General features: G+C 59.1%; 27 protein-coding genes. 12 read left to right on the top strand and 15 right to left on the bottom strand.

The window, feature by feature from the left end:
- The first annotated feature begins 19 nt into the window (after positions 1–19).
- The 3 genes from FDY93_RS11975 to FDY93_RS11965 all read left to right on the top strand — a co-directional run bounded on the left by FDY93_RS11975 (position 20) and on the right by FDY93_RS11965 (position 2,298).
- Complete coding sequence (locus tag FDY93_RS11975) at positions 20–661, top strand: OmpA family protein (protein WP_138235972.1); 642 nt, start codon at positions 20–22, stop codon at positions 659–661.
- Between the two features lie 482 nt (positions 662–1,143).
- Complete coding sequence (locus FDY93_RS11970) at positions 1,144–1,848, top strand: hypothetical protein (RefSeq protein ID WP_138235971.1); 705 nt, start codon at positions 1,144–1,146, stop codon at positions 1,846–1,848.
- Between the two features lie 42 nt (positions 1,849–1,890).
- Positions 1,891–2,298: a GFA family protein gene (locus tag FDY93_RS11965; protein ID WP_138235970.1), complete on the top strand. Its 408-nt coding sequence runs from the start codon at positions 1,891–1,893 to the stop codon at positions 2,296–2,298.
- Between the two features lie 31 nt (positions 2,299–2,329).
- Here FDY93_RS11965 and FDY93_RS11960 read toward each other — a convergent pair whose 3' ends face one another.
- Positions 2,330–3,241, bottom strand: coding sequence for a LysR family transcriptional regulator (locus tag FDY93_RS11960; RefSeq protein ID WP_138235969.1), 912 nt, complete (start codon positions 3,239–3,241; stop codon positions 2,330–2,332).
- Between the two features lie 147 nt (positions 3,242–3,388).
- Here FDY93_RS11960 and FDY93_RS11955 point away from each other — a divergent pair, with 147 nt between their 5' ends.
- Positions 3,389–3,880, top strand: a complete 492-nt coding sequence (locus FDY93_RS11955) for a DoxX family protein (RefSeq protein WP_138235968.1) — start codon at positions 3,389–3,391, stop codon at positions 3,878–3,880.
- 103 nt (positions 3,881–3,983) lie between these two features.
- On the opposite strand, the gene FDY93_RS11950 is transcribed toward FDY93_RS11955, so the two are convergent.
- Positions 3,984–4,172: a BRCT domain-containing protein gene (locus FDY93_RS11950; protein ID WP_138235967.1), complete on the bottom strand. Its 189-nt coding sequence runs from the start codon at positions 4,170–4,172 to the stop codon at positions 3,984–3,986.
- A 301-nt stretch (positions 4,173–4,473) separates the two neighbouring features.
- Here FDY93_RS11950 and FDY93_RS11945 point away from each other — a divergent pair, with 301 nt between their 5' ends.
- Positions 4,474–4,803 carry a hypothetical protein gene (locus FDY93_RS11945; RefSeq protein ID WP_138235966.1) on the top strand — a complete coding sequence of 110 codons (330 nt, stop codon included), beginning with the start codon at positions 4,474–4,476 and terminating at the stop codon, positions 4,801–4,803.
- Positions 4,804–4,818: 15 nt separating this feature from the next.
- On the opposite strand, the gene FDY93_RS11940 is transcribed toward FDY93_RS11945, so the two are convergent.
- Entirely contained in the window at positions 4,819–6,228 is a 1,410-nt protein-coding gene (locus FDY93_RS11940; protein ID WP_138235965.1) for an aminotransferase-like domain-containing protein, read from the bottom strand.
- 115 nt (positions 6,229–6,343) lie between these two features.
- On the opposite strand from FDY93_RS11940, the gene ccoG reads away from it, so the two are divergent.
- The gene (gene ccoG / locus FDY93_RS11935) at positions 6,344–7,717 is read left to right on the top strand and encodes a cytochrome c oxidase accessory protein CcoG (protein ID WP_138235964.1); all 1,374 of its coding nucleotides are present in this window, start codon (positions 6,344–6,346) and stop codon (positions 7,715–7,717) included.
- A 61-nt stretch (positions 7,718–7,778) separates the two neighbouring features.
- Here the strand turns inward: ccoG and FDY93_RS11930 are convergent, their stop codons facing one another.
- Positions 7,779–8,603 carry an alpha/beta fold hydrolase gene (locus FDY93_RS11930; RefSeq protein ID WP_138235963.1) on the bottom strand — a complete coding sequence of 275 codons (825 nt, stop codon included), beginning with the start codon at positions 8,601–8,603 and terminating at the stop codon, positions 7,779–7,781.
- Positions 8,604–8,834: 231 nt separating this feature from the next.
- Here FDY93_RS11930 and FDY93_RS11925 point away from each other — a divergent pair, with 231 nt between their 5' ends.
- Positions 8,835–9,221, top strand: a complete 387-nt coding sequence (locus FDY93_RS11925; protein ID WP_138235962.1) for a DUF2750 domain-containing protein — start codon at positions 8,835–8,837, stop codon at positions 9,219–9,221.
- A gap of 53 nt (positions 9,222–9,274) precedes the next feature.
- On the opposite strand, the gene FDY93_RS11920 is transcribed toward FDY93_RS11925, so the two are convergent.
- Together FDY93_RS11920 and FDY93_RS11915 are read right to left on the bottom strand one after the other, a co-directional pair.
- On the bottom strand, positions 9,275–10,234 hold the full coding sequence (locus FDY93_RS11920) for a DUF4862 family protein (RefSeq protein ID WP_138235961.1): 960 nt from the start codon (positions 10,232–10,234) through the stop codon (positions 9,275–9,277).
- A 68-nt stretch (positions 10,235–10,302) separates the two neighbouring features.
- Positions 10,303–10,659 (bottom strand): DMT family protein, encoded by a 357-nt coding sequence (locus FDY93_RS11915; RefSeq protein ID WP_166214937.1) that lies wholly within the window; start codon positions 10,657–10,659, stop codon positions 10,303–10,305.
- Positions 10,660–10,937: 278 nt separating this feature from the next.
- Between FDY93_RS11915 and FDY93_RS11910 the strand changes: the two genes are divergently transcribed.
- The 3 genes from FDY93_RS11910 to FDY93_RS11900 all read left to right on the top strand — a co-directional run bounded on the left by FDY93_RS11910 (position 10,938) and on the right by FDY93_RS11900 (position 15,509).
- Positions 10,938–12,596 carry an acyl-CoA dehydrogenase family protein gene (locus FDY93_RS11910; protein WP_138235959.1) on the top strand — a complete coding sequence of 553 codons (1,659 nt, stop codon included), beginning with the start codon at positions 10,938–10,940 and terminating at the stop codon, positions 12,594–12,596.
- A gap of 217 nt (positions 12,597–12,813) precedes the next feature.
- Positions 12,814–15,024 carry a xanthine dehydrogenase family protein molybdopterin-binding subunit gene (locus FDY93_RS11905; protein WP_138235958.1) on the top strand — a complete coding sequence of 737 codons (2,211 nt, stop codon included), beginning with the start codon at positions 12,814–12,816 and terminating at the stop codon, positions 15,022–15,024.
- Between the two features lie 2 nt (positions 15,025–15,026).
- Positions 15,027–15,509 carry a (2Fe-2S)-binding protein gene (locus FDY93_RS11900; protein ID WP_138235957.1) on the top strand — a complete coding sequence of 161 codons (483 nt, stop codon included), beginning with the start codon at positions 15,027–15,029 and terminating at the stop codon, positions 15,507–15,509.
- Here FDY93_RS11900 and FDY93_RS11895 read toward each other — a convergent pair.
- A complete protein-coding gene (locus FDY93_RS11895) occupies positions 15,496–16,353 on the bottom strand; it encodes a LytR/AlgR family response regulator transcription factor (protein ID WP_138235956.1) in 858 nt (285 codons plus the stop codon). The genes FDY93_RS11900 and FDY93_RS11895 overlap by 14 nt on opposite strands.
- Before the next feature lie 101 nt (positions 16,354–16,454).
- Positions 16,455–16,832, bottom strand: coding sequence for a YbaN family protein (locus tag FDY93_RS11890; RefSeq protein WP_138235955.1), 378 nt, complete (start codon positions 16,830–16,832; stop codon positions 16,455–16,457).
- A gap of 91 nt (positions 16,833–16,923) precedes the next feature.
- Here FDY93_RS11890 and FDY93_RS11885 point away from each other — a divergent pair, with 91 nt between their 5' ends.
- Both FDY93_RS11885 and FDY93_RS19865 read left to right on the top strand, forming a co-directional pair.
- On the top strand, positions 16,924–17,712 hold the full coding sequence (locus FDY93_RS11885; RefSeq protein WP_138235954.1) for a ThuA domain-containing protein: 789 nt from the start codon (positions 16,924–16,926) through the stop codon (positions 17,710–17,712).
- On the top strand, positions 17,709–17,894 hold the full coding sequence (locus FDY93_RS19865) for a M23 family metallopeptidase (RefSeq protein WP_138236006.1): 186 nt from the start codon (positions 17,709–17,711) through the stop codon (positions 17,892–17,894). The genes FDY93_RS11885 and FDY93_RS19865 overlap by 4 nt, the downstream gene beginning before the upstream one ends.
- 104 nt (positions 17,895–17,998) lie before the next feature.
- On the opposite strand, the gene FDY93_RS11875 is transcribed toward FDY93_RS19865, so the two are convergent.
- The 7 genes from FDY93_RS11875 to FDY93_RS11845 all read right to left on the bottom strand — a co-directional run bounded on the left by FDY93_RS11875 (position 17,999) and on the right by FDY93_RS11845 (position 26,606).
- Complete coding sequence (locus tag FDY93_RS11875; RefSeq protein WP_138235953.1) at positions 17,999–19,645, bottom strand: PepSY-associated TM helix domain-containing protein; 1,647 nt, start codon at positions 19,643–19,645, stop codon at positions 17,999–18,001.
- A 14-nt stretch (positions 19,646–19,659) separates the two neighbouring features.
- Positions 19,660–19,980, bottom strand: a complete 321-nt coding sequence (locus tag FDY93_RS11870) for a hypothetical protein (RefSeq protein ID WP_220446180.1) — start codon at positions 19,978–19,980, stop codon at positions 19,660–19,662.
- Positions 19,977–20,258 (bottom strand): hypothetical protein, encoded by a 282-nt coding sequence (locus tag FDY93_RS11865; protein ID WP_138235952.1) that lies wholly within the window; start codon positions 20,256–20,258, stop codon positions 19,977–19,979. The genes FDY93_RS11870 and FDY93_RS11865 overlap by 4 nt, the downstream gene beginning before the upstream one ends.
- A gap of 89 nt (positions 20,259–20,347) precedes the next feature.
- Positions 20,348–22,597: a TonB-dependent siderophore receptor gene (locus FDY93_RS11860; RefSeq protein WP_138235951.1), complete on the bottom strand. Its 2,250-nt coding sequence runs from the start codon at positions 22,595–22,597 to the stop codon at positions 20,348–20,350.
- 301 nt (positions 22,598–22,898) lie between these two features.
- Positions 22,899–24,872: an aminotransferase class I/II-fold pyridoxal phosphate-dependent enzyme gene (locus FDY93_RS11855; protein WP_138235950.1), complete on the bottom strand. Its 1,974-nt coding sequence runs from the start codon at positions 24,870–24,872 to the stop codon at positions 22,899–22,901.
- 139 nt (positions 24,873–25,011) lie between these two features.
- Entirely contained in the window at positions 25,012–25,416 is a 405-nt protein-coding gene (locus tag FDY93_RS11850; RefSeq protein ID WP_138235949.1) for an NUDIX hydrolase, read from the bottom strand.
- A 32-nt stretch (positions 25,417–25,448) separates the two neighbouring features.
- The gene (locus FDY93_RS11845) at positions 25,449–26,606 is read right to left on the bottom strand and encodes a phospholipase A (protein ID WP_246068563.1); all 1,158 of its coding nucleotides are present in this window, start codon (positions 26,604–26,606) and stop codon (positions 25,449–25,451) included.
- Between the last annotated feature and the right edge of the window lie 91 nt (positions 26,607–26,697).

The following is a 26,697-nucleotide window of genomic DNA, read 5'->3' as shown; positions in this document are numbered from 1 at the left end:
TAAAAACAAGGAATCATCCATGCGGAACAAACAAAAAACACTCGCCGCTATCACCGTCCTACTCCTGGCCGGTTGCGCCGGCGCGGACAAACCCACGGACCACTTTCCCGGCTATGCCAGCGACCGCCAGGGCCAGTTGCTGCGCGACCGCGATGGCCACTGCTGGCGCAATGCCGACTGGCGGGTGGACCACGCCCTGCCGGACTGCGACCCGTCGCTGGCGGGACCGCCACAAATAGCCGAAACCGCGCCGGAGCCCGAACCCGCCCCCGAGTCGCAGGCTTTTCAGCCTGTGTCCATCACCCTACCCTTCGCCTCCGGCCAGTATCAACTGGACAGCAATGCGCTCAGAGCCCTGGAGAATTTCCTGGCGCAACTGCCAGCGGAAAAGCTGCCGCAACTGTTGTTTCGAGTAGAGGGTCACGCGGATCCTATGGGCAGAGCCGAGGACAATCGGCGACTCTCCACCCGTCGCGCGCAGAGCGTGAGCGACTGGCTACGCCAGCGGGGTGCTGACGACGCCGCCATCGCGCCGAGCGCACAGGGCGAAAGCCAGGCCGACAGCAACTGCCCCATTAGCCTGCCGCGCGCGGAAAAGATAGCCTGCCTGGCTCCGTACCGACGGGTACTGGTCACTGTTTCCTGGGCCGACGAAAAGTAGGAATCCCCGGTATAGTGCAGCCGTTTACCAGTTCACGGCCGCCCGCGAAAAGCAGCTCTGGTGGAAGCTCAGCTGTATCACCTATAGGTCGATATGGACAACCAGCATTCATAGCGTCGCAACGCTCCCAAATCCCGCAGTGGTATTCTCTCTTTTTCCCATACAAGACAGGTTAAACCAAATATCCATTTTAAGTCTCCGCACACAAATCTGCAGAGCGATTCGTGTGCGGGTATTTTACTCACGCTACATCCGATTTCTTTGGGGATCCCCGCCAAAACATCCCGCGACCGATTACGTTAAAATTACGCCCGAATTCCGACAGATTTTTGGCAGCCAGCTGCTGCCCACCCGGCCAAATGGCACCAATATTCTCACGAAATACCGAGTCGAAAGTAACGCCTACAATCTGTTCGCAGAAAAGTATTCCTGCTAGCATCCAGCGTCGGTTTTTAAAAAAATTTAATACCACAGGGAAGATCATGGCTACTGAATTGGACCCGAATACCGCATGGCAGACGGCACCTATAGGGCACACCCTTCGGAGCCGATACACAGGCTACCCACTGAATGAAAATGAAATGGTAATTACCATTCTCTCCCAAGGCTCGTTTACCTTCGGGCATCAGGTAATCGTATTCGAATGGGGCCATGGTTATGGAACTGACGACTGTTACCGAAAGCATAAAGGATTCCATTTATACCCCGCGAAAGGTAACTCACTCAATGAATTGGGATCCTGGCAGTCATCGACTCAAGTAGTACCGGGACGCATTGAACGATTTCGACGAACCATTCCTTTAGAGAACGGAAAAAAAGCTTCAGAAAAGCCAAAAGACGGAAACCTGCACAAAGGAAGGTACTATGCGGAGCAGGCCAGGCAGGTATCGGAGAGCAACTTCCTGATAGGCGCAAAATACAGAAGCTGGCTGGTCGATTTCAACTCCGGAAATAGAGCATTTAATGCTGCCAAAGCTGAGTGGAAGAATGCTACGCAAACCCCCAAATTTAATTTATTAGGGCATGGGGGACACAACTGTGGCACTTGGGCTCAACATATCGCCAGCATAGCGGGAATTAAGCCAACAAGCACGGCCGCCTGGATCGGTTTTCCGGTCCCAGCCTGGGAGGTTTATGGTTGCGGTGAATTATCAAGCGAACAAGAAATGTGGGAAAAACGCGTTTAAAGTTAACGGCTATACGACTTGGCCTAAGCAGGGGAAGAAAAATTGCCGACTAACTTAGCGGAAGTAGATGGCGTTAAAATACAGCCAAAGCATCGGGCGACCTGCCACTGCGGCGCCGTCGAATTGGAACTCGATTTGCCAGCAGGGCTGGTAGATGTCCGCCGCTGCGATTGCTCCATGTGCCGCAGGCGCGGCGCCATTGCGGCTTCTGTGACGCTGGATGGCATTAGGATCGTGAAGGGCGCGGAGCACCTTAAGCTCTATCAGTTCAATACCAAGATGGCGAAGCATTATTTCTGTGGGAACTGCGGTATCTACACCCACCACCAACGACGCTCGAATCCGACCCAGTTCGGATTTAACGTGGCCTGCCTGGAGGGTATCAACCCGCTCAAGATCGAGGGAATCCCGACCTATGACGGGGTTAATCACCCTGCAGATAAGCGTTGATGCATCTTATGAGTCGATGCAGGGGCAGCCATCACTCAAAGTCATCCCAGTACGGCGGGTCACCAAAATAGCTGCTGATGAATTCGATAAATACTTTGAGCTTTGTCGCCAGCAGTTTCCTGTGTGGATAGACGGCGTAAAGCCCGAGAGGCTCCGGCTCGAACGTCCGCAGAATGGCGCGGAGTTTGCCCGCTTTGATCGCGTCGCCGACGATAAACGTTGGCTGCAATACATAGCCCTGTCCGGCAATGGCGGCCTGCATGAGGATTTCGCCGTTGTTGCTCGCCAGGCTTGCGGCAGTGGCTGCACTATTTCTTTTCAGCGCGAGCATCAGTCGTGACTCGGCGGGGTCGGGTTCCAGATAGCTATAGCGCAGGTAGTGCTCCGGGCGTAAATCCTCCGGAGTTTCGGGTACGCCCTCCCGCGCCAGATAGTCCGGGGATGCACACACTACCAGCCGTATCGGTGCCAGGCGCCGGGCAATGAACGACGAGTTCTTCAGCTTACCGATGCGCAGCGCCACATCGAACCCCTCCTCTACCACGTCCACCTTGCGGTCGTTGAGCTGCAGTTCCATACCAACGGCCGGGTGCGCTTTCTTAAAGTCCCCAATCAACGGCGCCAGGTGGCGGGTAGCAAAGGTGACCGGGGCGCTGATGCGCAGATGTCCCTGCGCCTCGCTCTGCATCTCGCCCAACTGGCTCTCCATGTCCGCCAGGCTTTCCAAGATTTGCTGGGCAAACTGATAGCACTGCGCCCCCTCCTCCGTCAGGCGTACACGCCGCGTGGTGCGATTGAACAGGCGCACTTTGAGATGCTCCTCCAACTGCGACACGTACTTGCTCACCAGCTGATTCGACAAATTCAGCTTGTCCGCGGCCTTACTGAAGCCACCCTCGTCTGCAACTGCCACGAAAGCGTTCAACGCGCTAATCCGGTCCATGGGATATTCCCGGCCATATTGCCAATATTTTATTGATAATAGATCAACAGAACGCATATTTATATGCAGAAATGTTGCCATTAGACTGCATCTCAAGCTGGTGAGGTTCCTACACCACGCCCAAACCCAACAATGTGGAGAACGGTTATGAACACTCAAGTGATCAACAAGATTTTGAACTCGAACGCCGGACTGGGCGCCCTGGCCCTGCGCGTGCCGGTCGGTATCATCCTCGCCGCGCACGGCGCCCAGAAGCTGTTTGGTTGGTTTGGAGGCTACGGGCTAGAGGGCACTGGGCAGTGGATGGCGAGCATTGGCCTGGAGCCGGGGTACCTGATGGCCCTGCTGGCGGGCAGTGCGGAATTCTTTGGCGGCCTGGCGTTGGTGTTCGGCCTGCTGACCCGGCCGGCAGCCGCCGTCAGTGCCTTCACCATGGTGGTGGCGATTTTCAGCACTCATATCGACAACGGCTTGTTCATGTCCAACAACGGTTATGAATTCGCGCTGGCGCTGCTGGCGGCAACCGTGGCGCTGGCCATTCAGGGTGGTGGTGTCTACGCCGTGGATAACGGCCTGAGCAGCATCTTGGCAGATGGTAGTAACCGGAATGCCGTACAGCCTGCAGGTCGCGTGGCCTAACCACGGCAAGTCGTCTTTCGCCCCCAAACGGGGGCGATTTGGTGGACTTCCGATGCTGGTGGAAGGGCGGCCGCCGGGCCACCGGCAACCGCGCCGTGTCGAATCAGTGCTGGGATTCGATGCGCCCGACTTCCCGCTTGATTTCATCGAGGATCATTTGCCGCGCGGCGGGCTCATCCACATCGGGGATATCCCACTCCATCGCCTTGAGATATTTATCCACGAGATGCGAGACATCCCGGTCCAGGGATTTGCGGTGTTTATCCATCTCGATTTGTTCCATCGATGCCATATCAGCACTCCTGATGTCTACCGTTCCTAAGTAAGCGTAGACGTATTTTTCATCCTGCAAGGGAGTTTCTGGTACTGGCGTTCACCGGCTCCTCCGCTCCTCGCCTGCGCCACTGCCGCGCCCCCCAAAAACATCGCCGTTTGCGCGTTGTTTCACATTCCGCTCACAAGGTCTCGATATCTCGGCACCAACCATGGAGCGCGAAAAACATCGCAATGACTGGAAAATGCCAAATCAACAACACCGCGCTATAGTCTGAGCTCCTTAATTTCCAATCAACGACAAACAACGCGGAGCCTGAATGGAATTTTTGATCCTCCTGATCATTGTCGTGGCGCTTTTGGTATTGCCGCTGAAAATAGCGGCCGGCATGTTGGGCGCGCGCAATACTGGTGTCTTTTCCTGCCTTTTCGCGCTGCTGCTGGCGGTGATCATTCAGCATTTTGTGGGTGCGTTAATTCCCGGTGTCAGCGCAGAGCTCGGATTACTGCTCACGATTCCACTCGCTGCCATCGCCTACATGCTGGTGCTAGGCACCGGTTTTCTGAAGGGTATTCTTATTGCGATCATCCAGGGGCTACTCACCATTGCCCTGACTCTGCTGCTCGGCGGTTTTCTGGCCGCGATCTGAATCACGGCCACAACACTATGGACTCAAGGCGCATAACGCCGCCAGCCGACTGAGCGCCTGCTCTCTCAGCGGATTCCACGGGTGGGCAAAACTGATGCGCATACAGTTTCTGAATTGCCCCGATGCCGAAAACAATGGACCGGGCGTGATCACCACCTGCTGTTGCAATGCTTTGGCGTAGAGCGCGAGCGTATCCTCCCCGCTGGGCAGTTCCACCCAAACCGCCAGGCCTCCTTGTGGCTTACTCACCCGGATACTTCCCGGCCAGTCGTTCAGCAATTGCAGCAGGCGGTCTCGTTGAGTTCGCAATTCTGTCCGCAGCCGGCGCAAATGCGCGGTGAAGCTGCCGTCGGCCATGAACTCCGCCAGGCCGCGCTGCACAAACTGGCTGCTGGACAACTGCGTCACCAGTTTCAGGTGGAGGATGCGCGCGTGCCAGCGGGCACCGGAAACCCATCCGATCCGCAGATCCCGGGAGAGGCATTTCGAGAAGGAGCTGCAAAGGATTACCCGCTGATCCCTGTCCAGCGCTTTGAGCGGATCGGGGACGGCCCCCAGTGCGGTATCGGCATAGATGTCGTCTTCGATAACAGCCAGATCATAAGACTCCGCCAGGGCCAGCAGCCGGCGCTTGGACGATTCCGGCATCAATGCGCCACCGGGGGTGGCGAATGCGGGAGAGACAACGCACGCGCGCACCTTCCAGCGCTGCAAAACATCTTCCAGCGCATCGATATCCATTCCGGTTTCGAGCGAAGCCGGCACTTCGACCACCTGCAGTCCCAGCTGCTCGATGATCTGCATTACGCCGTAAAATCCCGGCGACTCTACCGCCACCACATCACCACGAGTGCAGCAGGCCATCAGGGCGAGAAACAACGCGTGCTGACAGCCCGAGGTAATGCACAGCGCATCCGGCTCGCACGGCCATCCCCGCCGGGCCATGTGCAGCGCGAGCTGCTCGCGCAGCGCGACGTTGCCGGCGGGTTCATCGTAGTACTGGAAATCCTGGCCGCTTTGCCGCCTGAGCGAGCGCCCGATGGCGCGGTTGAGGGCGACGATACCGGGGGGCAGATCGCCGGGTGAATGCTGTGGCAGCAGATCGAAGGCCGCACTGCGGCGCATGATGTCCTGCAGCAGTTCACTGACCGTTACCGGCCGCGGCGCCTCGATGCGGGCTCGGCTAACGGGTCTGTTTACCGCAGGCGCTTGCAGGGATACGAAATAGCCCGCCTTGGGCCGCGCCTCAACCTGGCCCTGTACCTCCAGCCGCTGCAGCGCGTGCTGCACGGTGGCCTTGGAGAGCTTGTGCTCCCGGCACAGGGTCCGAATCGAGGGCAAGCGCTCTCCCTGCCGCCAGCGCTGCTCCTCGATGCCCTGCAACAACCACGCCTCCAGCTGCTGGTAGCGAAATTCCTGTGTCACCCACTCAACTCCAGCCCCTCAATCTGTACCCATTGTATTTTATTTTTTTATGCCTGCACCTATCGGGCGGGCCGGCGTAGTCTGCCGCCGTCTAAATCTGCGCGGATGAGTTGTCATGGAAAAAATTCCCGTTGTTCAGGAACCGGTTGCCCTGCACTCCGCCCCACCACCCACCCGCGATGGCAAGTTTCATGTGCGACTGACGGAAGGCTACTTCCAGAATGTGCGGCGCCTGATCAGCTGGCCTCTGCTCGCGCTGTACTTCGGGCTGGTGTGGGTGCAGTTCGACGGCCAGCCCTGGTTGCTGTTTTCGTTTGAACAGCACCGGATCATCCTCTTCGGCCACGCGCTGTCGTGGCGCGACCTGTCCCTGCTGGCGGGATTGCTGATCGCCAGTGCCGCCCTGCTGTTTTTTCTCGCGGTGGCCTGGGGGCGCGTGTGGTGCGGCTTCGCGTGTCCGCAGAGTATCTGGACCTGGCTGTTCATCCGCGTTGAGGATCTGACCGAAGGCCGGGCGGACAAGAGAGCCCGGCAGGCCGGCGCGCCACTTGGCCTGCACATCATGCTCCGCCGGCTGCTCAAACACCTGCTTTGGATACTGCTCGCCCTCGCTACCGCCATCACCTTCACCGGCTATTTCGTGCCCGTGCGCGAGATCCTGTCTGCCGCGGTGCAATTCGAATTGTCGGCGGCGGTCTCCGGCTGGATCCTGATCATGGCAGGGCTAACCTATCTGAATGCCGGGCTGGTACGCGAGAAAATCTGCCTGCACGCCTGCCCCTACGCGCGATTCCAGGGCGTGATGTTCGACGAACATACACTGACCGTCAGTTACGACGCGCGCCGCGGCGAACCCCGCGCGAACCTGCGCAAAGGAAGCGACAACAGTGGTGACTGCGTCGACTGCGGGCTCTGTGTGCAGGTGTGCCCCGCCGGTATCGATATTCGCGATGGCCTGCAGGCCGCATGTATCGACTGCGCCGCGTGCATCGATGCGTGCGACAAGGTTATGTCAAAACTCGAACGCCCCGCGGGACTCATCCGCTTCGCCTCCGAGGCGCAGCTGCAAGGCGAAAATTCCCGCTTCCTTCGCCCGCGCCTGGCCGGCTATGCCGCGGTAATGCTGCTGGCCTTTACCGCGGTCTTGTACGGCTTCACCCAGACTACCCAGTTGCTGGTGGAAATCAGGCGCGACCGCGGCGCGATGTTCCGGCAGGTGGATCAGCACACGGTGTGTAACGTGTATCAGGTCAAGGTGGAGGGATACAGCGAGACTCAGCGCTTTGTGGATGTGTCAATTAGCGGGGAAGGCGAGTTCCGCCTGTTTGGCCCGCGGAAAATCGACCTCGCGGAAGACAGTGCCTATTGGTTTCCCTACCGCGTGTGCGCGCGCGACCTGACATTGCCGAAGACAGAATTGACCTTTCACTTTAGGGGGGAGACCTTGTCTACAGTGAAAAATACAACCTTTTTGACCAGGTCCTATTGATTCAGAGCACGGCGCGAATATCTCGTCCCCCCACACCCGACGTTCTAGCTCGACGCACTGCTCACGCCTGGATGAATTTCAATATGTCGTTGTTGATTTCATCCGCGTGGATGGTCGCCATGCCGTGGGGGTAGCCTTTGTACACCTTGAGGGTGGCATCCTTAAGAATTTCCGCGGATTTGATTCCGGAGGCCTTGATCGGCACCACCTGATCGTCGTCGCCATGCATCACCAGCGTGGGCACTTCGATTTTTTTCAGGTCTTCGGTGAAGTCAGTTTCCGAGAAGGCTTTGATTCCTTCGTAATGCGCCAGCGTGCTGCCCATCATTCCCTGGCGCCACCAGTTGCGTATGGCGCCCTCGGAAATCTCCGCGCCTTTGCGGTTGAACCCGTAGAAGGGACCGCTGGCAACATCGAGGTAAAACTGCGCGCGGTCGGCCGCGAGTTGTTTACGGAAGTCATCGAATACCTCAATCGGCGTGCCCTCCGGGTTGCTGTCGCTTTTCAGCATGATCGGCGGTACGGCGCCGATCATCACCAGCTTGTCTACCCTGCCCCGACCAAAACGCGCCACATAGCCCGCCGCCTCGCCGCCTCCGGTGGAGTGGCCGATATGAATGGCGTCCGCCAACCCCAGGTGCTCGGTGACCGCGGCGACATCCATGATGTAGTGGTCCATGTCGTGCCCGCTGGCAATCTGACTGGAGCGGCCGTGGCCGCGGCGATCATGGGCGACGACACGAAACCCCTGACGCACGAAAAACAACATTTGGGCATCCCAGTCGTCACTGCTCAGTGGCCAGCCGTGGTGAAACACAATGGGCTGCCCTGAGCCCCAATCCTTGTAAAAAATTTCAGCGCCATCTTTCGTGGTGATCGTCGGCATCGTGCTCTCCTCGCAGGTCGCGACAGGTTTTTGAATGAAACATTCGGGGGAAGAAGGTTTGACGGCCAGAACCAGAGGAAATCCGGCTGACCCGATCTAGCCAGACTAGCAGACGCGAGAGCCGCTGCCGGGGCTCCGTGCGGCATTTGTCCGCCAGAGAAAGCATTGGGACGAGCCCCCGGAGTAGCGTAACCTTGCCCCATTAACCCGGAGCTGAGAGTTATCCAAACAATGAACAACGACGACCTGAACGCGATCCTCGATCTGGACTGCGAAGCCCGCTACGAATACTTTCTCGACGCCGTTGGCGAGGAGCGGGAGGTGTGGATTCTGGTCAACAGCGAGGAACACTTCCTCAAGCTGCATGCGGAAGACCAAGGGGAGTTCGAATACCTGCCAGTGTGGCCGAGCGCCGCATTTGCCGGGGATTACGCCGCAGACGACAGCGATTTGAAGCCCCGCGGTATCCCCCTGCCCCAGTTCCTGAGCCGCTGGCTCCCGGGGCTGGACAAAGATGGCATCGAAATCGGGGTGTTTCCCGGTGCGGATAAAAGCGTGTGGATCACCGGGTCGGACGATCTGGGGCAGGACCTGCGGGACGAACTCGCGCGATTCTGAACAAGCGGGCGCAATGCCCGCTTTTTATTTGAGGCAAGGGATTCGCGAGACGCTCAACCGACAGCGCGCTGCAGCATGCCCAGCGCGCTCTCGATGTAGGCTAGGCGCTGTTCTGTCGTCAGGGTCTCGGGGCGCACGCCGATCTTGATACCCATGTAATCCAGCGCCTGTGGGTCTGCAGCTTCCACACAGCGGCGGAATTCCGCTTCGTTGAGCAGGGAGCTGGGCTCGAAGGCGCCCGTCGCGCCTGCCGGCGGCATATGGGTATCTGCCCAGGCACCGTAGGGACCCTCGGCACCGGAGACGCCGGAGAACATCAACCCGCGCAGCAGGCCGGCAGTGCGCGCCGCCTCAATGTGCCGTACCGGCCCGTCCACACTGCGTGTTTCCAGCGCGGAGCGGCCCCAGTTGATACACAGGCCGAGATTGCCGCCGGTATTGCGGTTTACTTCCAGGACGGCCTCGATCTCGGTTTCGATGGTCAGGAAGCCTTTGGACGGCACCTGGCCCTCAATGCGGGTATCGCAGTGTTCGATCACCAGCGCGGCGCCATCCCAGTCCCAGGACACCATCTCTTGTAGTGACGCCACCAGCGCCGCCGCATCCGGGCGAACGCCCTCTGCCGGACGCGGCGCGGTGTGGATCATCATCGCCTTGACCGCCTGGCGCCCCAGGTGGCCATTGAGTTTGCGGATGGCCTGTCGCGCCTCCTGGTAGAACGCCAACGCCGCCTGGCGGCCGGCCTCTGCGCTGGAGGCGATACCGAAGCCCGCGTCCTCACCCAGGCGCCCCATCACCCCGGGAATGCCGGTAAATACGAAGTCCCAGTGCGGATCGATATTGGTGAGGAACCAGGCGTCGTCGTGTCCGTGCAGCGCGCCGGTGAACGGGTGCTCCAGCCCGCAGATGCCGGGGATGGCCTTGAGGCCGTTGAAGTAAGCGGTCTGGACCTCCGGGTCCCAGGATGATGTCACCGGAGCCGTTGCATAGGCGCCCACGTAAAATCCCGTCATCTTTTTTTCCTTGTTCGTTGTATGAAAGCCGTGTGCCGAGGGGGCGGAGTTTACCCTGCAGGCCGGCCTCAGGCACCGGCCCACTTACTGCGGAAGATAAAGAACACCGCGCCGAGGATACACAGCCCGGCCCATAAATAGTCGAGCTTCAGCGGTTCCTTGAGGTAGTAGACCGCAAACGGCACGAATACCGAGAGCGTGATGACCTCCTGCAGGATCTTGAGCTGCCCCACGTTTAACGCGGAGTAGCCGACCCGGTTGGCGGGCACCTGGAACAGGTATTCAAACAGCGCAATTCCCCAGCTCAGCAGTGCGGCGATGATCCACGGCTTGTGGCTCAGCTCCTTGAGATGGGAGTACCAGGCGAACGTCATAAATACATTGCTGATTACCAGTAATGCGGTCGCAGTCAGAATTGGATGCACGATAGGGTACCGGAATAAAAATGGCGCCAGAACAGGCACCGGGAGAGCGCGTTTTACACCGGATTCCGCCGCCAGAACAGCCCTTTGCATGACCGCGAAGACGATGTGTCGGCCTGCGGCCAGATCGGTGCCTTACAAATCTGGCGCAAGTGGCCAATCAATCCGGCGCCGCAAGACAAGCCCCACCGGGCGCAAACCTCTAGGATATCCCGCAACGCCACGCGCGCTGGCTATGCTTGTGCCCTGCGGCCTGCAAAAAACAATACGGAGAGAGATCCATGAGTGCACCTCAAGCGCCTTCAGACCTCGCCAGTACCCACACGGTACTCAACCAGCCCAAGCCACTGCACGGCCACAATCTCTACGCCGGCGATGCCGCACTCAGGGACGCCGTCGCCCGCAACGGCGGCCACTGGGGCGAAGACGACCTGCAGCGCTATGGCGAGATCTGCGGCCGGCCGGAGTGGATCGAACGCGGATTCCAGGCCAATCACTACAAACCGGAGTTCGAACCCCACGATCGCGTGGGCAACCGTGTCGATCAGGTCAACTACCATCCCGCCTACCACCAGCTGATGCAGCTGGCCATGAGTGAAGGGCTGCACTCCGCGCCCTGGACCGATCCCAAACCCGGCGCCCATGTGGTGCGCGCGGCCAAGTACTATCTGCACAGCCAGGTGGAGTCCGGCCACGGCTGTCCGGTAACCATGACCTTTGCCTCAGTGCCTTCAATCAAACTGACGCCGGCGCTGGCGAAGGAGTGGTTGCCCAAAATCACCGATCGCGGCTACGACCCCAGCAACCGCCCGCACACCGAGAAATCGGCCCTCACCATCGGCATGGGTATGACCGAGAAACAGGGCGGCTCTGATGTGCGCGCCAACACCACTACCGCCACAGCGCTTGGCGATGGCAGCTACGAGCTTGTCGGCCACAAGTGGTTTACCTCGGCACCCATGTGCGATGCCTTTCTGATGCTGGCGCAGACAGACGCCGGCCTTAGTTGCTTCCTGGTACCTCGCTGGCGCCCGGACGGCGCCAAAAACCCAATCCAGGTGCAGCGGCTCAAGAACAAGGCCGGCAATGTCTCCAACGCCTCGTCAGAAATTGAACTGCGCGGCGCGTTGGGCTGGCTGGTAGGCGAAGAGGGTCGCGGTGTACCGGCGATTATCGAAATGGTCTCCGCCACCCGCTTCGACTGCATGATCGGCTCCAGTGGCGGCCAGCGCCAGGCGGTGGTGCAGGCAATCTACCACGCCGCAAACCGCAGCGCCTTTGGCAAAGCCCTGATCGATCAGCCGCTGATGCAGAACGTGCTCGCCGATTTACAACTCGAAGTAGAGGGTTCCATCGCGATGACCATGCGCATGGCCCAAGCCATGGACCATCTGGATAGCGAGCGGCAGAAGCTGCTGATGCGCCTCGGCACCGCAGTGGGCAAATACTGGATCTGCAAGCGCACTCCGCACCACGCCTATGAGGCGATGGAATGCCTCGGTGGCAACGGCGTGATCGAAAACTTCATCACTGCGCGGCTATACCGCGATGCGCCAATCAATGCGATCTGGGAAGGTTCCGGCAACATCCAGGCACTCGACGTGCTGCGCGCCATCACCAAAACCCCGGAAGTGCTCGGCAACTGGTTCGACGAACTGGAACAGAGCAAGGGCAGCGACCTCCGCTACGACCGCGCTATCGCGCAACTGAAAAACCAGCTGGCCGACTTCAACGATATCGAATTCCGCGCGCGGCATATCGTCGACCAGCTCGCACTGACCATGCAGAGCCACCTTCTGATGCAATCCGGCAACAGCGCCGTGGCGGAAGGCTTTATCGCCTCGCGCCTCGGTGCGCAGGGCGTCGGCAATACCGGTACCCTGCCGGTGGGCGTGGATGTGAAAACCATCATCGAGCGGGGCAATCCCCTTTCTGCCTAGACCTCCTTTCGCAAGCCCCCTCATGGGGGCACCGCTTCCCCCGATGGGTGCAGATGCCGACTAGACGCCTAAAACCACCTGGGTGATCCTCCCCGCGCCTTCAACACGGATTTCGTCCACTTGTCCCACAGTCCTTTATCCCAATTGCCAGGATTTTATAGGCTGTAGCCACTCTCAACAGGCCAACCAATCCCCCCTTCCTGTCAGGTGAGCGAGTATGCAGAACCCGCACAGACGTCATTTCCTAAAAATATCGGCACTGTCAGCCGGCGCCATGCTGGTTTCCGTCACCCTGCCCCTGCGCACCCGTAGCAGTAGTGCACAACAGCCGGTCTCTCCCCAGTGGTGTGTGTATGTCAGCATCAATAGGGACAACTCCGTTGTCATGCAATCCCCCATTATGGAGATGGGGCAGTTCATGCGCACTGCGGGGCCGATGATACTGGCAGACGAAATGGATCTGGACTGGTCCCTGATCCGCTTCGACCTCAATATGCCCACCTACCTGACACGTAACCGGAAGGGAGACCTGGTCTACGACCACGCGCAAATAGGCACAGGGGGCAGCCAGACGCTGAAAAACAACTGGACCTACCTGCGCACCGCCGGCGCGACGATCAGACGCATGATGATAGAAGAGGCGGCGGAGCGGTGGGATTGCAGCCCGGAGCGGCTGACGGCCAGGCTGAGTCAGATAATCGACACCCCCACCGGTCGTAAATTCAGCTACGGGGATCTGGCCGAAAAGGCCGCGCGCCGGCAGGTGGATACCAATAAGCTGAAGCTCAAGCAGCCCGCCCAGTTTCATATCATGGGCAAAAACCAGCCGGCCATCGACGCCAGGGACATCGTCACCGGCGCACCTCTGTTTGGTATAGATGAAAATTATGCCAATGCCCTACGGGTGGCCATAGACAGGGCTCCGGCTATGGGTGCACAAATTGCCGGCTATGACAAAAAGGCCGCGCTGGCGGTGCCCGGCGTCAGGCAGGTTGTGGAAATGCCACACGAAAGTGGCCCCCATTGGCCCGACGGAGAAACCCAGTTGCGCGCCGCCGGTGTCGCCGTGCTCGCGGACAGCTTCTGGGCCGCCATGCGGGGCAAAGACGCACTGAAAACAACCTGGAAAGATACCCATCAATACGCGGGATTGAACTCAAAGGCGCACAGGGAAACCCTCAAGGCCCTGGCACGGTCCGATCAACCGGGCAAACACCTGCGGGACGACGGCGAGGTGACGCGGGCGTTGCAGCAGGCCGATAAAGTCCTGGAACACTGCTATGAGCGCTCCTTTCTCGCCCACGCCTGCATGGAGCCCCTCAATTGCATCGCCGACGTGCGCAAGGACAGCGCCACCGTAGTGGTGGGCCACCAATGGCCCCACGCGGCGGCACTGGCGGTGGAGGAGATCGCCGGCATAGACGCCCTCAAGGTGGAGGTCATCAACAAGCGCATGGGCGGTGGCTTCGGCCGCAAAGGCGAGGCGGATTATCTGCGCGAGGCCATCTGGCTCAGCCACAAAGTCGGCCAGCCGGTCCAGGTGATCTGGACCCGTGAAAACGATATGGAGCGGGACTTCTTCGCTCCCGCGGCGGCTGTGCAGATACGCGCCGGCGTGAAACAGGGGCGGATTCACGGCTGGCATATGCGCCACGCGCAAACCGCCGGTGAGGCGGAATCCCACAATTTTCCCGCACACCTGGTCAGGGATTGCCGGATAGAAAGCCTGGCTGGAAACGAGCCGTTTCCCCTGGGAACCTGGCGCGGGCCAAGACAAATGCAGCAGGCCTTTGCCATTGAATCCATGCTGGATGAGCTGGCCCATGCGGCCGCTGCCGACCCGCTGGCGTTCCGGCTGGCCCTGATGGAACCGGCCAAAGCCCACCCCATTGATTACTGGGCCGCCGACCACCTTGACTCAGGGCGTATGGCCCGTTGCTACCGCTCCGCCGCCGAAATGGCGGGCTGGGGGCGGAAGCTGGAAAAGGGAGAAGGGCTGGGCATCGCCGGGCACGTTACCTTCGGCACCTATGTGGCCTTTGTGCTGCAGGTGCATGTGGATGACAACAAACAGCTTTCCCTGCAAAAGGCCTGGGGTGCTATTGACTGCGGCTTTGCGGTCAACCCCAACCATATCCGCGCGCAAATGGAAGGGGGGTTTATCGACGGTTTGAATGCCGCACTGTTCAATGAAGCCGTCATCGAAGACAGCCGGGTGCAGACCCGCAATTTCGGCCAGTTGCGCTGGATGCGTATGGGGGAAACGCCACTTGAGATAGAAACAGAAATCATCGAAAGCGACAGGGAACCCACTGGTGTGGGCGAGCCCCCCGTCCCACCCGCGCCGGCGGCCCTGGCCAACGCCATTTTTGCCGCCAGCGGCCTGCGTTTGCGCCGCATGCCATTTTCAGAGCACATCAGGATTTAACTATGGCCATTCACTTTTCCGTGAACCAGCAAGAGGTCGAAGTGGGCCCGGGCGAAGAGGAGATGCCGTTACTCTGGTTTCTTCGCGAAAAATTGCGTTTGACCGGCAGTAAGTTCGGCTGCGGCATAGGTCAGTGCGGTGCCTGTACAGTACATATTAACGGCACCGCAGTACGCTCATGCCTGTTACCCGTCGGGCAGTTGCAGGGCAGCCAGATCCGCACCATCGAAGGCTTGGCGCCCACAGGGCAGTTACATCCGGTGCAACAGGCCTGGCTGGATCAGGACGTCCCCCAGTGCGGCTATTGCCAGGCCGGACAGATCATGGCGGCAGTTTCGCTGCTGGAGCGCATCAATCAGCCGACGGACCAGCAAATTTCCGACAACATGACCAATATCTGCCGTTGTGGCACCTATACCCGTATTCGAAAGGCCATCAGACAGGCGGCGGAAACGCATGCCGAAAAGCCCGTTACTGAAGCTTGAACTGCTGCAATTCCCGGCGGAACTTCTTGCTCAGGGCCAGTGTTTTCCCGTTGTTCAACAGAACCTCGCCACCTCCCGATGATCGCGCGGTGATCTGGCTGATGGCCTCCCGATTGACGATATAAGAGCGGTGAATGCGCAGGAAGCTGTCTGCCGGCAGCTTTCGTTGTAATTGCTGCATGGTTGAACGAACCAGATAACTCGCTTCTTCGCAATGCACTTCCACATAGTTGCCGGATGCGCTTAACCACTGGATCTGTTTAATGGGCAGCAGAGTTAGGCCGCTGCCTTTATTCACCAGGATAGACTCTGGGCACTGTTCCGATGCGGTGGCCTCGTTTGCGTCCGGGGTTGTCGAAGTCCGCCGGACAGCCTTGGGGCAAAGGTAGAAGCGCCACACCAGCAGCACCACCAAAGACGCCACCAGATAGCGTGGAAACAGAATGACCAGACTAGCGATTTCGTCTCCTGTCTTGGCCATCAGATCGAGACTGATTCTGATCAGCAGGGCAACAATCAGCAGCACAGCCACCCCCAGCCACGGCTCGACCGACTTGTCACCGGCATGGGTGTAGCATCGCAAGAATCTGAGCGCAACAGGGGTGAGAATCAACCACGCCCCCCATTCCCGGCAAGCCCAACCCAGGGTATCCCAGGCCACCGCCCAGTTGACAGGGCTGGACAAAAGGACTTGCTTGTAAACCAGGCAGTAGCAGGTCAGGGCAATCAGGTACAGGCCCCAAGCCACCATGGGAGCGACCACATCCCCGGCTCCATAGCTGAGTAACCTGTGTCGATGTAAAGAGGCTATTCGAGAGATGAATGTCGACAACTGTTTAAACATGATTGTTCAAGGCTTCTGCCTTCAAGTTGGCAAGTTTAAATGGAGCCGTGACTCAGGCCCTAATTGGCCCCTGACATTATCGTAAAGGACGAGCGGGATCTTCACTCTCCCGGCAGCGGGCGGGTTGCGAGCCAGGTGCCCGCGGTGGCAAACAGCAGGCCGAGCATGGCCAGCAGTATCCAGCCCGCTCCGAGCCAGAAGAGCGTCAGCCAGCTAAACACCATCAACCCCAACGCCGTTATCTTGGCCGAGAGAGGTACAGCCCCCTGGGTGCGCCAGGCGTGCAGAAGCGGTCCGAATCGGGGGTGCTCCTCCAGCCAGTGAGCCAGCCGCGGAGAACCTTTAGCCGCAGCCCAGGCCGACAGCAACAGAAATGGTGTTGTGGGCAGCAGAGGCAAGACGGCGCCAGCCACCGCCAGGCCCAGGGAAGACCAGGCCAGGGCCAGCCAGCAGAAGCGTTGTAACGGGCGACGGCTCACAAAGCACTCTTCTCCCGAGGCATGTTCAATTCAAGGCCCTATTCTGAGAGACTGCGCTACTGAACGCAATGAAAGCCCCGAGGAAACCAAAATGCCGAATAAAAATAAATGGCTCTCCCCCTCTGCCGTCGCCCTGGCCATCGGCGCTCTGCTGTCACCCGCCTTTGCGCAGGCCGCAGAAACCGCGGCGGAAAAACGAATCCTGGTCTTTTCCAAAACCAATGGCTGGCGCCATGAGTCCATTATCGTTGGCAAAAAAGCCCTGCTGGAATTAGGGCTGGAAGAAGGGCTAGCGGTGGACATCTCGGAGAACGCGGCACTCTTCAACAGCGACACACTGGCTGGCTATGACGCGGTGGTGTTTCTGAATACCACCGGCAATATTTTCAGTAACAGCCAGCGCAAGGCCTTCGAGCACTACATCCGTTCCGGCGGCGGCTTTGTGGGAATTCATGCCGCCACGGATACGGAATACGAGTGGCCCTGGTACAACAAGCTGGTGGGAGCCTATTTTGCCAACCATCCGCAACAGCAGGAGGCGGAGAAGGTGGTGGTGGATTTCGAGCACCCGGCCACCGGTTTTTTGCAGGCAGAACTGGAGGGCAACCGCTGGCGGCGCTTTGACGAGTGGTACAACTTCAAATCCGTGAACCCGGATATCCGGGTGTTGATGAAGCTCGACGAGTCCACCTATGAGGGCGGAGAGAACGGGGAGAATCACCCCATCGCCTGGTATCACGAGTACGACGGCGGGCGCGCTTTCTATACCGCCGGCGGACATACCGGGGAGAGCTATCGGGACCCACTGTTTCTGCAGCATATTCTCGGAGGCATCCGCTACGCGATTGGAGAGCACAGCGGCTCCGATAGCAAAAACTGAGACTTAGGCCGAGCCGAGTTCAGCGAAATCAGGGGCAGATCCTCGGTCTGGTGGGTAGCACCGGCAAAGCCACAGGCCCACACCTGCACTGGGAGCTGCGTCAGAACGGTGAGGTGATCGATCCCGCCAGCCAGCTTCCGTTTTTTGCGGAGCAACCTGTGCGGGTACTGGCGAAGCATTAGAAGTCCGATCGGCGCAGGTAATGCCCGATCTCGATATTCTTTCAAAAAAGCTGTGTTCATCCGAGCGCAGCTTTTTTCGTTTCAGCCTCGATACCGTCGTTCCATCAGGTCGGGCTGGAAGCGACGTTCACCGCGTCAGTTTCCGGTTCAGTTGCTCCGGCCGACTGTGCACTCTCGTCAGTGCCCACATACCAGATGCTATATTCCGGCGCACGGTGAATCCGCTGCAGGGTTTTGCGCGCGAGCAATGCCAAACTGCCGGCACCAATGACAGCCACGATATCAATCAGATAACTGCTGCCGCCGTGGTTCCAACCAAAACCGGGGAGGAAGGCCGAAAATAGACTCACCAGAGGAATCAGCAGTGTCGCGATGGCGGATGCACACAGTAGCTCCACCGCCCCCCTCGCGGCACCGCGAATGAATGCCCAGGCACTGAACAGGAAAAATACGGCATAGTAAATCCCGGTGTGCCACGCGCCCACTGCATCCGTCCACTGTGGCAGCACCTTGGCGGCGGCGATGGTAGAAGAGATGCCGGCGATACAGCCGAGGGAAATACCCACCGTCAGCGCACCCAGAATTTTCGACGCGCGCGTCTGCTGCACATCAAGATACTCGTACCCTTTGCGGCGCTTTTTGCGATGGGTCTCGATCCACAGCAGGTTGCCGGTGTAGAACAATACCGCGCCTGCAAGCCCGAGCAGAAAGTACGCCCAACGCACGGGGTTGCCACCGAAGTTGCCGAAGTGCAGTGCAAAGAAACTGGTCACCGTGGCAAACCAGCCGTCCTGCTCACCGGGCATGTAGCCGGTCATGGTGAGGTCGCCGGTGTAAGCGTCGACGCCGGCAAAACCGAACGTCGCGCCGCGCATGCCGTAACGGGGGTTGCTGCCCGCCACACGCATCTCAACACCGTGGTCTTCCTCGTAGTGATAATTGATATACACGGGCTCAAAGTCCGGCGACTGTTCTTTCAGACGCGCCACGATCTGCTGCGGGTTCAGCGGCACCTGGTTGCGGTGTAGCTCTGCGTGCTCCTCCATGGCGATGCGATCGTTCTTTGCCAGCAGTGCGCCCTGGGCATCGTAGAACTGATCGTGGAAGGCAAACACCACGGCAGTCAGCGCCATAATGATGTGGAACGGCAGGCTGAACAGTCCGAGTGCATTGTGAAAGTCCAACCACATACGTTTCAGATTTTTTCCGATACGCAAGATGAACAGGTCTTTCACCAGCGTCGGCAGCAGCACGATTACACCGGATACCAGCGCGATAAAATACAAAAACGAAATGATGCCCATGATCGGCATGGCGATATCGTGGTCCACCAGAATCCCGATCTGCCGGTGCAGGTCATCCACTAACTGGCCCACCGCACTTGGCCCCTCACTGTGTACCAGCAGGGAGCCGTCTTGCGCGAGTTCTGCGTAGTAAGTGGTGCCGCTACCGCGCGGGCCACTGTTCCAGCTCATGCGCGCCGGCCGCTCCAGGTCTGGTGCAAGTGTGATGTCGTAATTGAGCGCGGCCTTGGGGTATTCCATCAGCACTTTTTCCACCAGTTCCGGAGTTCGCTCCAGCGGTGTGTGCTCGGTAACATGCATCGGCGGTGACGCCCAGCGCTTCAGCGGCGCTTCGAACATGGTGATGGCGCCCGCATAAAACGCGATGAACAGTGCAAGCCCGCAGACAATACCCACCCAGCTGTGGATGTCGCGGTACATGCGCACAATGTCGCTACGTATCTTCATGATTCTCTACCCGATTATCCGCCCTGCCCCACCAGATACTGGCTGCCCAACAGCAGCCCCCACAGAACCGCATTGCCACTACCCAACCAGGCCCAGGCGTGCACGCCGTTACGGAACAGAAAGCAGAAACTCATGATCAGCCCCCACACCGGGGACATCAGCCACATGCTGATCTGCGACTGTGCGGAAAAATACCCCACGTCGAGTGGCCCGAAGTGGGCCAGTAATCCGCATATGGCCAGGGTCAGCATAAAACCGGCAATCACACCGGCACTCGCCTTACCGAACCAGTTGGCACTGGAGAGCTGCTGTGCTTTGGGCAGTTTCGCGCTCACGATTGCACCTCCCGCTTGTGTCGAAGGTAAGCAATGACCATCGGCGGAATGGTCCACGTGAACATCACACCGGTGAGAAGAATAAACACCGATGTTGCGGTGCCGGAATACTGCAGCAGCAGTACCAGCGCAAGCGCCAGCAGTAGCAGTCCGGCCCATAACAGAGGGCGCGCCGGCAGAACAGAAGAAAAAATGCGTTGATTCGGGCTGGCGAGGTACAACAGCCCCGCACCGAGCGCGATTAGCAATGCAGCTGAACTCAGAAGTAGCACTGTCACTGGGTTATTCCCTTGTTAATTCGCAATATCCCCGACGAAGTTAAACAGCCAGAACGGAGGGTGCAGTGTCAGGCTTCTTTTACTGCGGGTTACCACCGGTACTGAAGACGCGCGGTCACCACGCGGCCCTGGCCGTAGTAACAGGCCGCGGTGGCGGTACAGGTTGCCACATAGCGCTCATCGTTCAGGTTGCGCGCATTCAGCGACAGGGATACGCCATCCAGTTCTGGACGCGCCACGCCGAAGTCGTAGCGGGCCAGCAGGTCAAACAGGGTGTAATCACCGATTTCGAGCGTGTTATTGGTGTCGCCGAAACTCTCACCGGTGTAGCGCACGCCGGCGCCGAATCCGAGCCCCGCCAGCGCGCCCTGCTCAATGCGGTGGTCGATAAACAGCGACGCCAGCATGTCTGGCACCTGCGGCATGGTGTTGCCAACAATCGGATCGTTGGACTTGGTCACCTCGGCGTCCAGGCACGAGGCCGAGGCGATCAGGGTGGTGCCGGACGCGAGCGCCGCGCGGCCTTCCAGCTCTACTCCGCGCACCTGCGCTTCACCGGTCTGTACGCGGCAGGTGGAATTGCCGCACAGGGCGCCGTTCGGATCCGGGGTGGACACATTCTGCTGGGTTATCTCGAAACCACCCAGGCTTACGTAGACATTGTTGCCACTCTGGAAACGGAGCCCCGCCTCAATCTGCTCGCCGGTGGTCGGGTCGAACAGCACGCCGTTCAAAGTGCTGGACGGATCGACCAGCTGCGGCAGAAACGATTCCGAGTAACTTACATAGGGCGCGAAACCATTGTCGAACAGGTAGACCGCGCCAGTGCGCCAGGTGAACGCATCCGCTTCGGTCTCAAATTCGCTCCCGGTCAGAAGATTGGTGCTGGTATCGTCGGTCCAGTCGTAGCGGCCGCCAATATTGAAACGCAGCTTGCCGGTGCTGATCTGGTCCTGCAGGTATACGCCGCTCTGCTTGCTCACCGCAGCGCTGTATACCTGCGGATTCATATTGTCCACATAGGTGCCACTGCCGCGGGACTCGGGGTTGAAGATGTCCCACAGGGGGTCGACCTGACCGCGGGGCAGGCCCGGCAGGCTCACCAGATCGCGGAAGTGCTCCCACTCGGTATGGAAGTAGTCGACGCCACCGAGCACGGTGTGCTGCAGGTTGCCGGTATCGAAACGGCCCTCAAGCTGGGTGTCGACGGCATAGCCGTCGCTCTCGCCATCACCCTGCACGGCGCGGCGGCCGATGGTCTGCCCGTCGATACACTGGTCGCCAAAAGCCGTGGCAGAGCAATCGGCAATGGTGTTGCCAGACAGCACGGTGACCTGATAAAGCGTTTCAATGTGGGTGTAGCGCAGATTGTTGCGTAGGGTCAGGCTGTCGTTGATATCGTGCTCAAGGAAGGAACCCACCAGCAACTGGTCGCGGTCAAATGTGTTCCAATCCGGCTCGCCAATATTCGCGTCGTTTTCGATGTACTGACCGTTAGACGACTCCAGTGAACCGAGTGCCGGCAGGAACTGAAAAGTGGAGCCGCCCTCGTCCCGTTGATACTGGGTCAGGAGGGTCCAGGTAGTGGCGTCGCTCGGTTTCCAGGTCACGCTCGGCGACAGGTAGTAGCGGCTCTTGTCGACGTCATTCACCTGACTGCCGCCGTCTTCGGCGACGGTGACGAGACGCCCGCTGACGGTGCCGGCTTCATTCAGATTGCCGCCAAAATCGGAAGCGATGCGGCCGGAAAAATTGTCCAGGTCCGTGTAACCCTGGCCCTGAACCAACAGTTCACGGGTGGTGTTGCCATCTGCGCGCTTGGTCACCATGTTCACCATACCGCCCGGCGCAGACTGGCCGTAGAGCACGCTGGATGGGCCTTTCAGTACCTCCACCTGCTGCAGGCCAAAGGTATCGAAACCGAAACGGGTCCACTGGCCACCGGCCGGCAGGCGCAAGCCATCGACAAAGTTGCTGTTGCTAGAGAAGCCACCGGCACCAAAACCGCGTACGGAAATTTCATCGGTGCGGCTGTCGATACCGAACGCCTCGGGCTGCACACCGGCAGTGTAAGACAGGGCATCGGCGATGGTGGAGGCAGCGCGCAGGTCGATCTCTTCGCGGCTGATAACAGACACGGTCTGCGCCGATTCAATGATGGGAATACCAGCTTTGGTCGCCGAACTCGCTTTGGAGAGACCCGTGGCGGTCACCACCACTTCTTCGAGGTTTTCCTTTACCCCCGGCCGCGCCGCGCGCTCGGCGTTGGCCTCGGCAATACCGACAAACAGAAGTGACGCCGCCAGAAAACGGGCAGCCGCAGGTGATCGCAGTGACATATCAGCTCCGATGGAATTGTGTGAGAAAGCCGGAATGTGCGAGCGGCATACCCGCGCCAATGCGCACAACTAAACGCAAAACATTATCATTCGCACCTTGTTTAGCGGGCGCAACTATAGCTGCGCCTACCGCCTGGCGCAAGATTGAATACAAGGGGATTGCGAGAAAATCAGGAGTGCTGACGATTCGTCATAAAACACGGAGAAAAGTGACCATAAATCAACAGACCCCTCTAACGAGGAGCCCGGAAAATGGTCAGGATACGAAGCCAAATAGCGAGAGCGGTATCAGCGCGAGAGTTTAGTTTTTCTTCACAACACGCAACATTGGCTCGTCGGAGCGGAAAATCAACCCGTGAATTTCCGTGGTGTTCTGCCCCTGTAACAGCTGCTGCAGGAACTGCACAATCTGCGCGGAAATTTCCTGCCCTGGCACCAGCACGGGAATCCCCGGTGGATAGGGTACGATTTCATCGGCGCAGGTGCGTCCCACCAGTTTTTTCTCGGCCACCACGCCGTTGTCCATCAGCGGCAGCTCTTCGGTCTCGGCGAAATAGGCATCCGCCGGCAGACAGTTCAGCTGGGTGAACTCCGGCAGCTGACGCGACGCGCTGATATGACTGCGGCGACGCGGGTTGCGTGCCAGCTCTTTCAGTGCGTGCACCAGACGCAGCAGTTTGCTCTCGGTACTGCCAAGAGTCACCAACACGGTAACGGTGTTGTAGGTGGTTTTTTCCACCTGAATGCCGAACTGGTCGAACAGTTTTACCTGGATCTCCTTACCGGAATAACCGCTCGCACTGACATCGATGGTGACCTTGGTGGGGTCCAGACAGATATTGTCATTGGCAAGCGGCGCCGGGATCAGGTCTTCGCGGGTGAGCGCGCGGAACACGCCGGTGGCGTCCACTTCCCGGCGCAGGGTTTCCACCATGAGCAGGCAATGGCGCAGACAGCCGTAGCCTTCCATCACCATCTGTTTGCGGGCCACATCCAGGCTCGCAATCATCGAGTACTGCGGACTGGTGGACGCGTACATATTGAGATTCTCGCGGAAGCGGAATTCATCGAAATCCGGGTCCTGCACATGGATCATGCTCGCCTGGGAAAAGGCCGACAGCATTTTGTGGGTACTCTGGGTGACGTAATCAGCCCCGCATTCGAGCGCGGTGGGGCGCAGCTCGGTGTGGAAGTAGCCGTGGGCGTACCAGGCCTCGTCGATCAACACCTTCACACCGCGCTCGTGGGCATAGTCGATGATCGGCTTCAGGTCATAGCGCAGACCGTCGTAGGTGCAGGAGGTGATGACCAGCAGCCCCGCATCCGGATGGTCATCCAGCGCCTGTTCGATATCCGCGCGGCGCACCGGGCCGTAGATGCCAAATTCCGGATGCAGGGTGGACTTGAGATAGACCGGTTCCACCCGGTTCATGACAATGGCGTGGTGCACCGACTTGTGGCAGGCCTGGTCAACGATGATCTTGCCGCCGCCGCCGAGGATCTGTTGGATAACCACCTTGTTGGCGGTGGATGTGCCATTGGTTAGAAAGAAAGTGTGCTCGGCACCGAAGGCCTGGGCAGCGAGGTCCTGCGCCTCCTGGATCACCGAGTGCGGCTCCAGCAGACTGTCGAGCACCTGCACCGATACCGAGAGATCGGTATTGAACACGTGTTCACCCATAAAACGGTAAAAATCCCCCACCCACGGGCTGTTGCGCAGGCTGTCGCCGCCGGAGTGGCCGGGGGTGTGCCAGGCATCGCGGGCGGAAAACACGTATTCCTTGAGGGTATCGGCAAAGGGCGTGGAGGCCCGGCGGGCAATGAATGCCTGCACCAGGCGGAACATGTGGTTGAAGTTGCCCTCGCGGCGATCGAACAGCTCGTCAAAGCGCTTGCGTACCGACGCGGGCGCCCCGCCCTGGTCGCTCAAGAAAGAATCTTGCGCCACCAGGAAGACATTCAGCTGCGCGCGGAGGTCGTGCATGCGATCGGCCAGCAGTTCCGCATCCTTCAACTCGTCCGGACTGCTGCCACCATCGATGATCAGTGCCTGCAGCTTGTCCTCGTTGAGGAGGCGCTTCTCCACTGCCCCCACGGTCACCGCCTCAAACCGCAGCCCGAGGGGGTTTTCGTGTTGCGCGGCGGTGGCGTTCAGCGCACTCACCCAACTGTTACTCAGCTCGCGATCACTGCTCACCAGGGCCACGCGGCATTCCAGTGGCTGGCGCTGCTCGCTCAGGTTGCCCAGATCAGGCATCGTCACTTCCAGATCCATAACATTTCTTCTTATCTTTCAGCATAGAAGGTGGAAGCAAAAGGAGGGAAAAGGCGCTAGATGGCGCCGGCGGCAATCTGCCCCCTCATTCCACTAAACCCGAACCATATCGGATTTGTGATCACAAATACAGCGCAAGTCAAAATTTTGCGCTGCGCACCTCACCGCTGAATTGAAGGCAATCCACTACCCGCACCCGCTGTACCGGGGTTAACTCGACGAGTGGGAAATAATCGTAGGAGGAATGCTCGGAAGACAGGCGAATTTCGCCATTGCCCTTAAAGTGTGCACGAAAAATAAACACGTGGGAGTTGTATACGCGGTGGTAATAGACGCCGCTCAGATAGTCGATGACGATGTCACGCCCGAGTTCCTCACGGCACTCCCGGTGCAGCGCCTCATGGATGGTTTCACCGAGATCCAGTGCGCCGCCGGGCAGCCCCCAGGATTTGTCGGCGTAAGTAGCGCGCACTTGCAGCACGTCACCGGCATCATTTGTGATTACCGCATGGGCGCTCAGTTTGTAGGTGTCGTCAAATCCCATCCTTGGACCTTGCAGATTTTCAGCAGGGCGCTTCAGCTTCCGGTGCCCCGGGCCAGCTCAAAGCCAATCCCCAGGGTCTGTACCGATTCATCGTAGTCGATCAGGCTCTCGCCGTAGCCGTTGAAGTACTTCACGTAGCCACGCACCCGCCGCCCCATGGGGAAACTCCAGCGCAGCTCACCCGCGCCCTTGTTGTCGGAGCGCAGATTGTTGCGCAGCATGATCGACACCGCATGTTGCCCCAGATCCACGCCGCCGGTGAGTTCGAAGTGTCCCAGGTAATACTCGAGATCCGGATTGTCGTCGTCTTCGCGCTTTTCGGGAATGCGGTACCAGGGCTTGAACGCAAGAAAATACTCGTCCTTTTCAAACACCAAATTGGCGTAAATACGGTTCCAACTGCGGGAATAAGGTTCGCTGCGGCCATTGGACTGATGATTGACGGCGAGCTGGTTGGCGACATTCTGGAAGCCGAACACTGTCCAATCGTTCAACCAGGTCATGATCAGCTCCGGCTCGTGGTTGGTCTCGCGAAACGGTGAGGAATCGTCGGAGTTGTAGGCTTGCCAGAAGGAGCGGTTGGTGTAGGCGACACTCATGAACGACGCCTTACCCAGAAATCCCCGCCACACCGGTACCTGCACCGAGAGCTGGAATTGCACCTCTATCGAATCCAGATCGACGGGCTCGCCGTTCACCAATTCGCCTTCAAGGCCCGCCTTGTTGGGCGACGGGTTGTAGGTGACGGGCAACAGGTAGTTGACCTTGTGGGATGCGAGAGTAAACGGGTTTTCTGCCGCTTCGCGAATGGCCTTGGCGCGCTCACTGAACAACACTTCTCCTTCAGAGAGCGGTTCCGCTTCCGGCACCGTGGCAAACAGCGGGGTCTCCGCTTGCGGATTGTCGCGTATCACCGCCAGTTTGCAGCGAATACGCATTTCTTCCAGGGTGATATTGGCGGGTGCGGTAACCAGCTGTTCCCGCAGACAGTTCTGCTGGCGCGTCTCCTCACTCTGCAGCGAATCGTCCATCTGCAGCAGCTCGACGTCCGGTTCGTCGGCGCCGCCTTCTGCTTCCTGTGGCAACGCGTCATTTGGTGGCTCAACCACCTGGGCGGCAGCGTGAGGCAGAATTTGGACACTACACAACAGCAACAGAATCAGAGGGAAATAACGACGCGGTGCAGACAAAACAGGCGCTCCTGAACAGATGCAGAGTGCCAGTGTACACGCTTTATTAACCAGAGTTGTGCAACGGGTCAGATCCTGATCTGTGCCCGAA

It is taken from the genome of Microbulbifer harenosus (assembly GCF_005771435.1).
Taxonomy (GTDB): domain Bacteria; phylum Pseudomonadota; class Gammaproteobacteria; order Pseudomonadales; family Cellvibrionaceae; genus Microbulbifer; species Microbulbifer harenosus.
The sequence above is the reverse complement of the archived record's forward strand: the minus strand, read 5'-3'. Positions and strand labels throughout refer to the sequence as shown.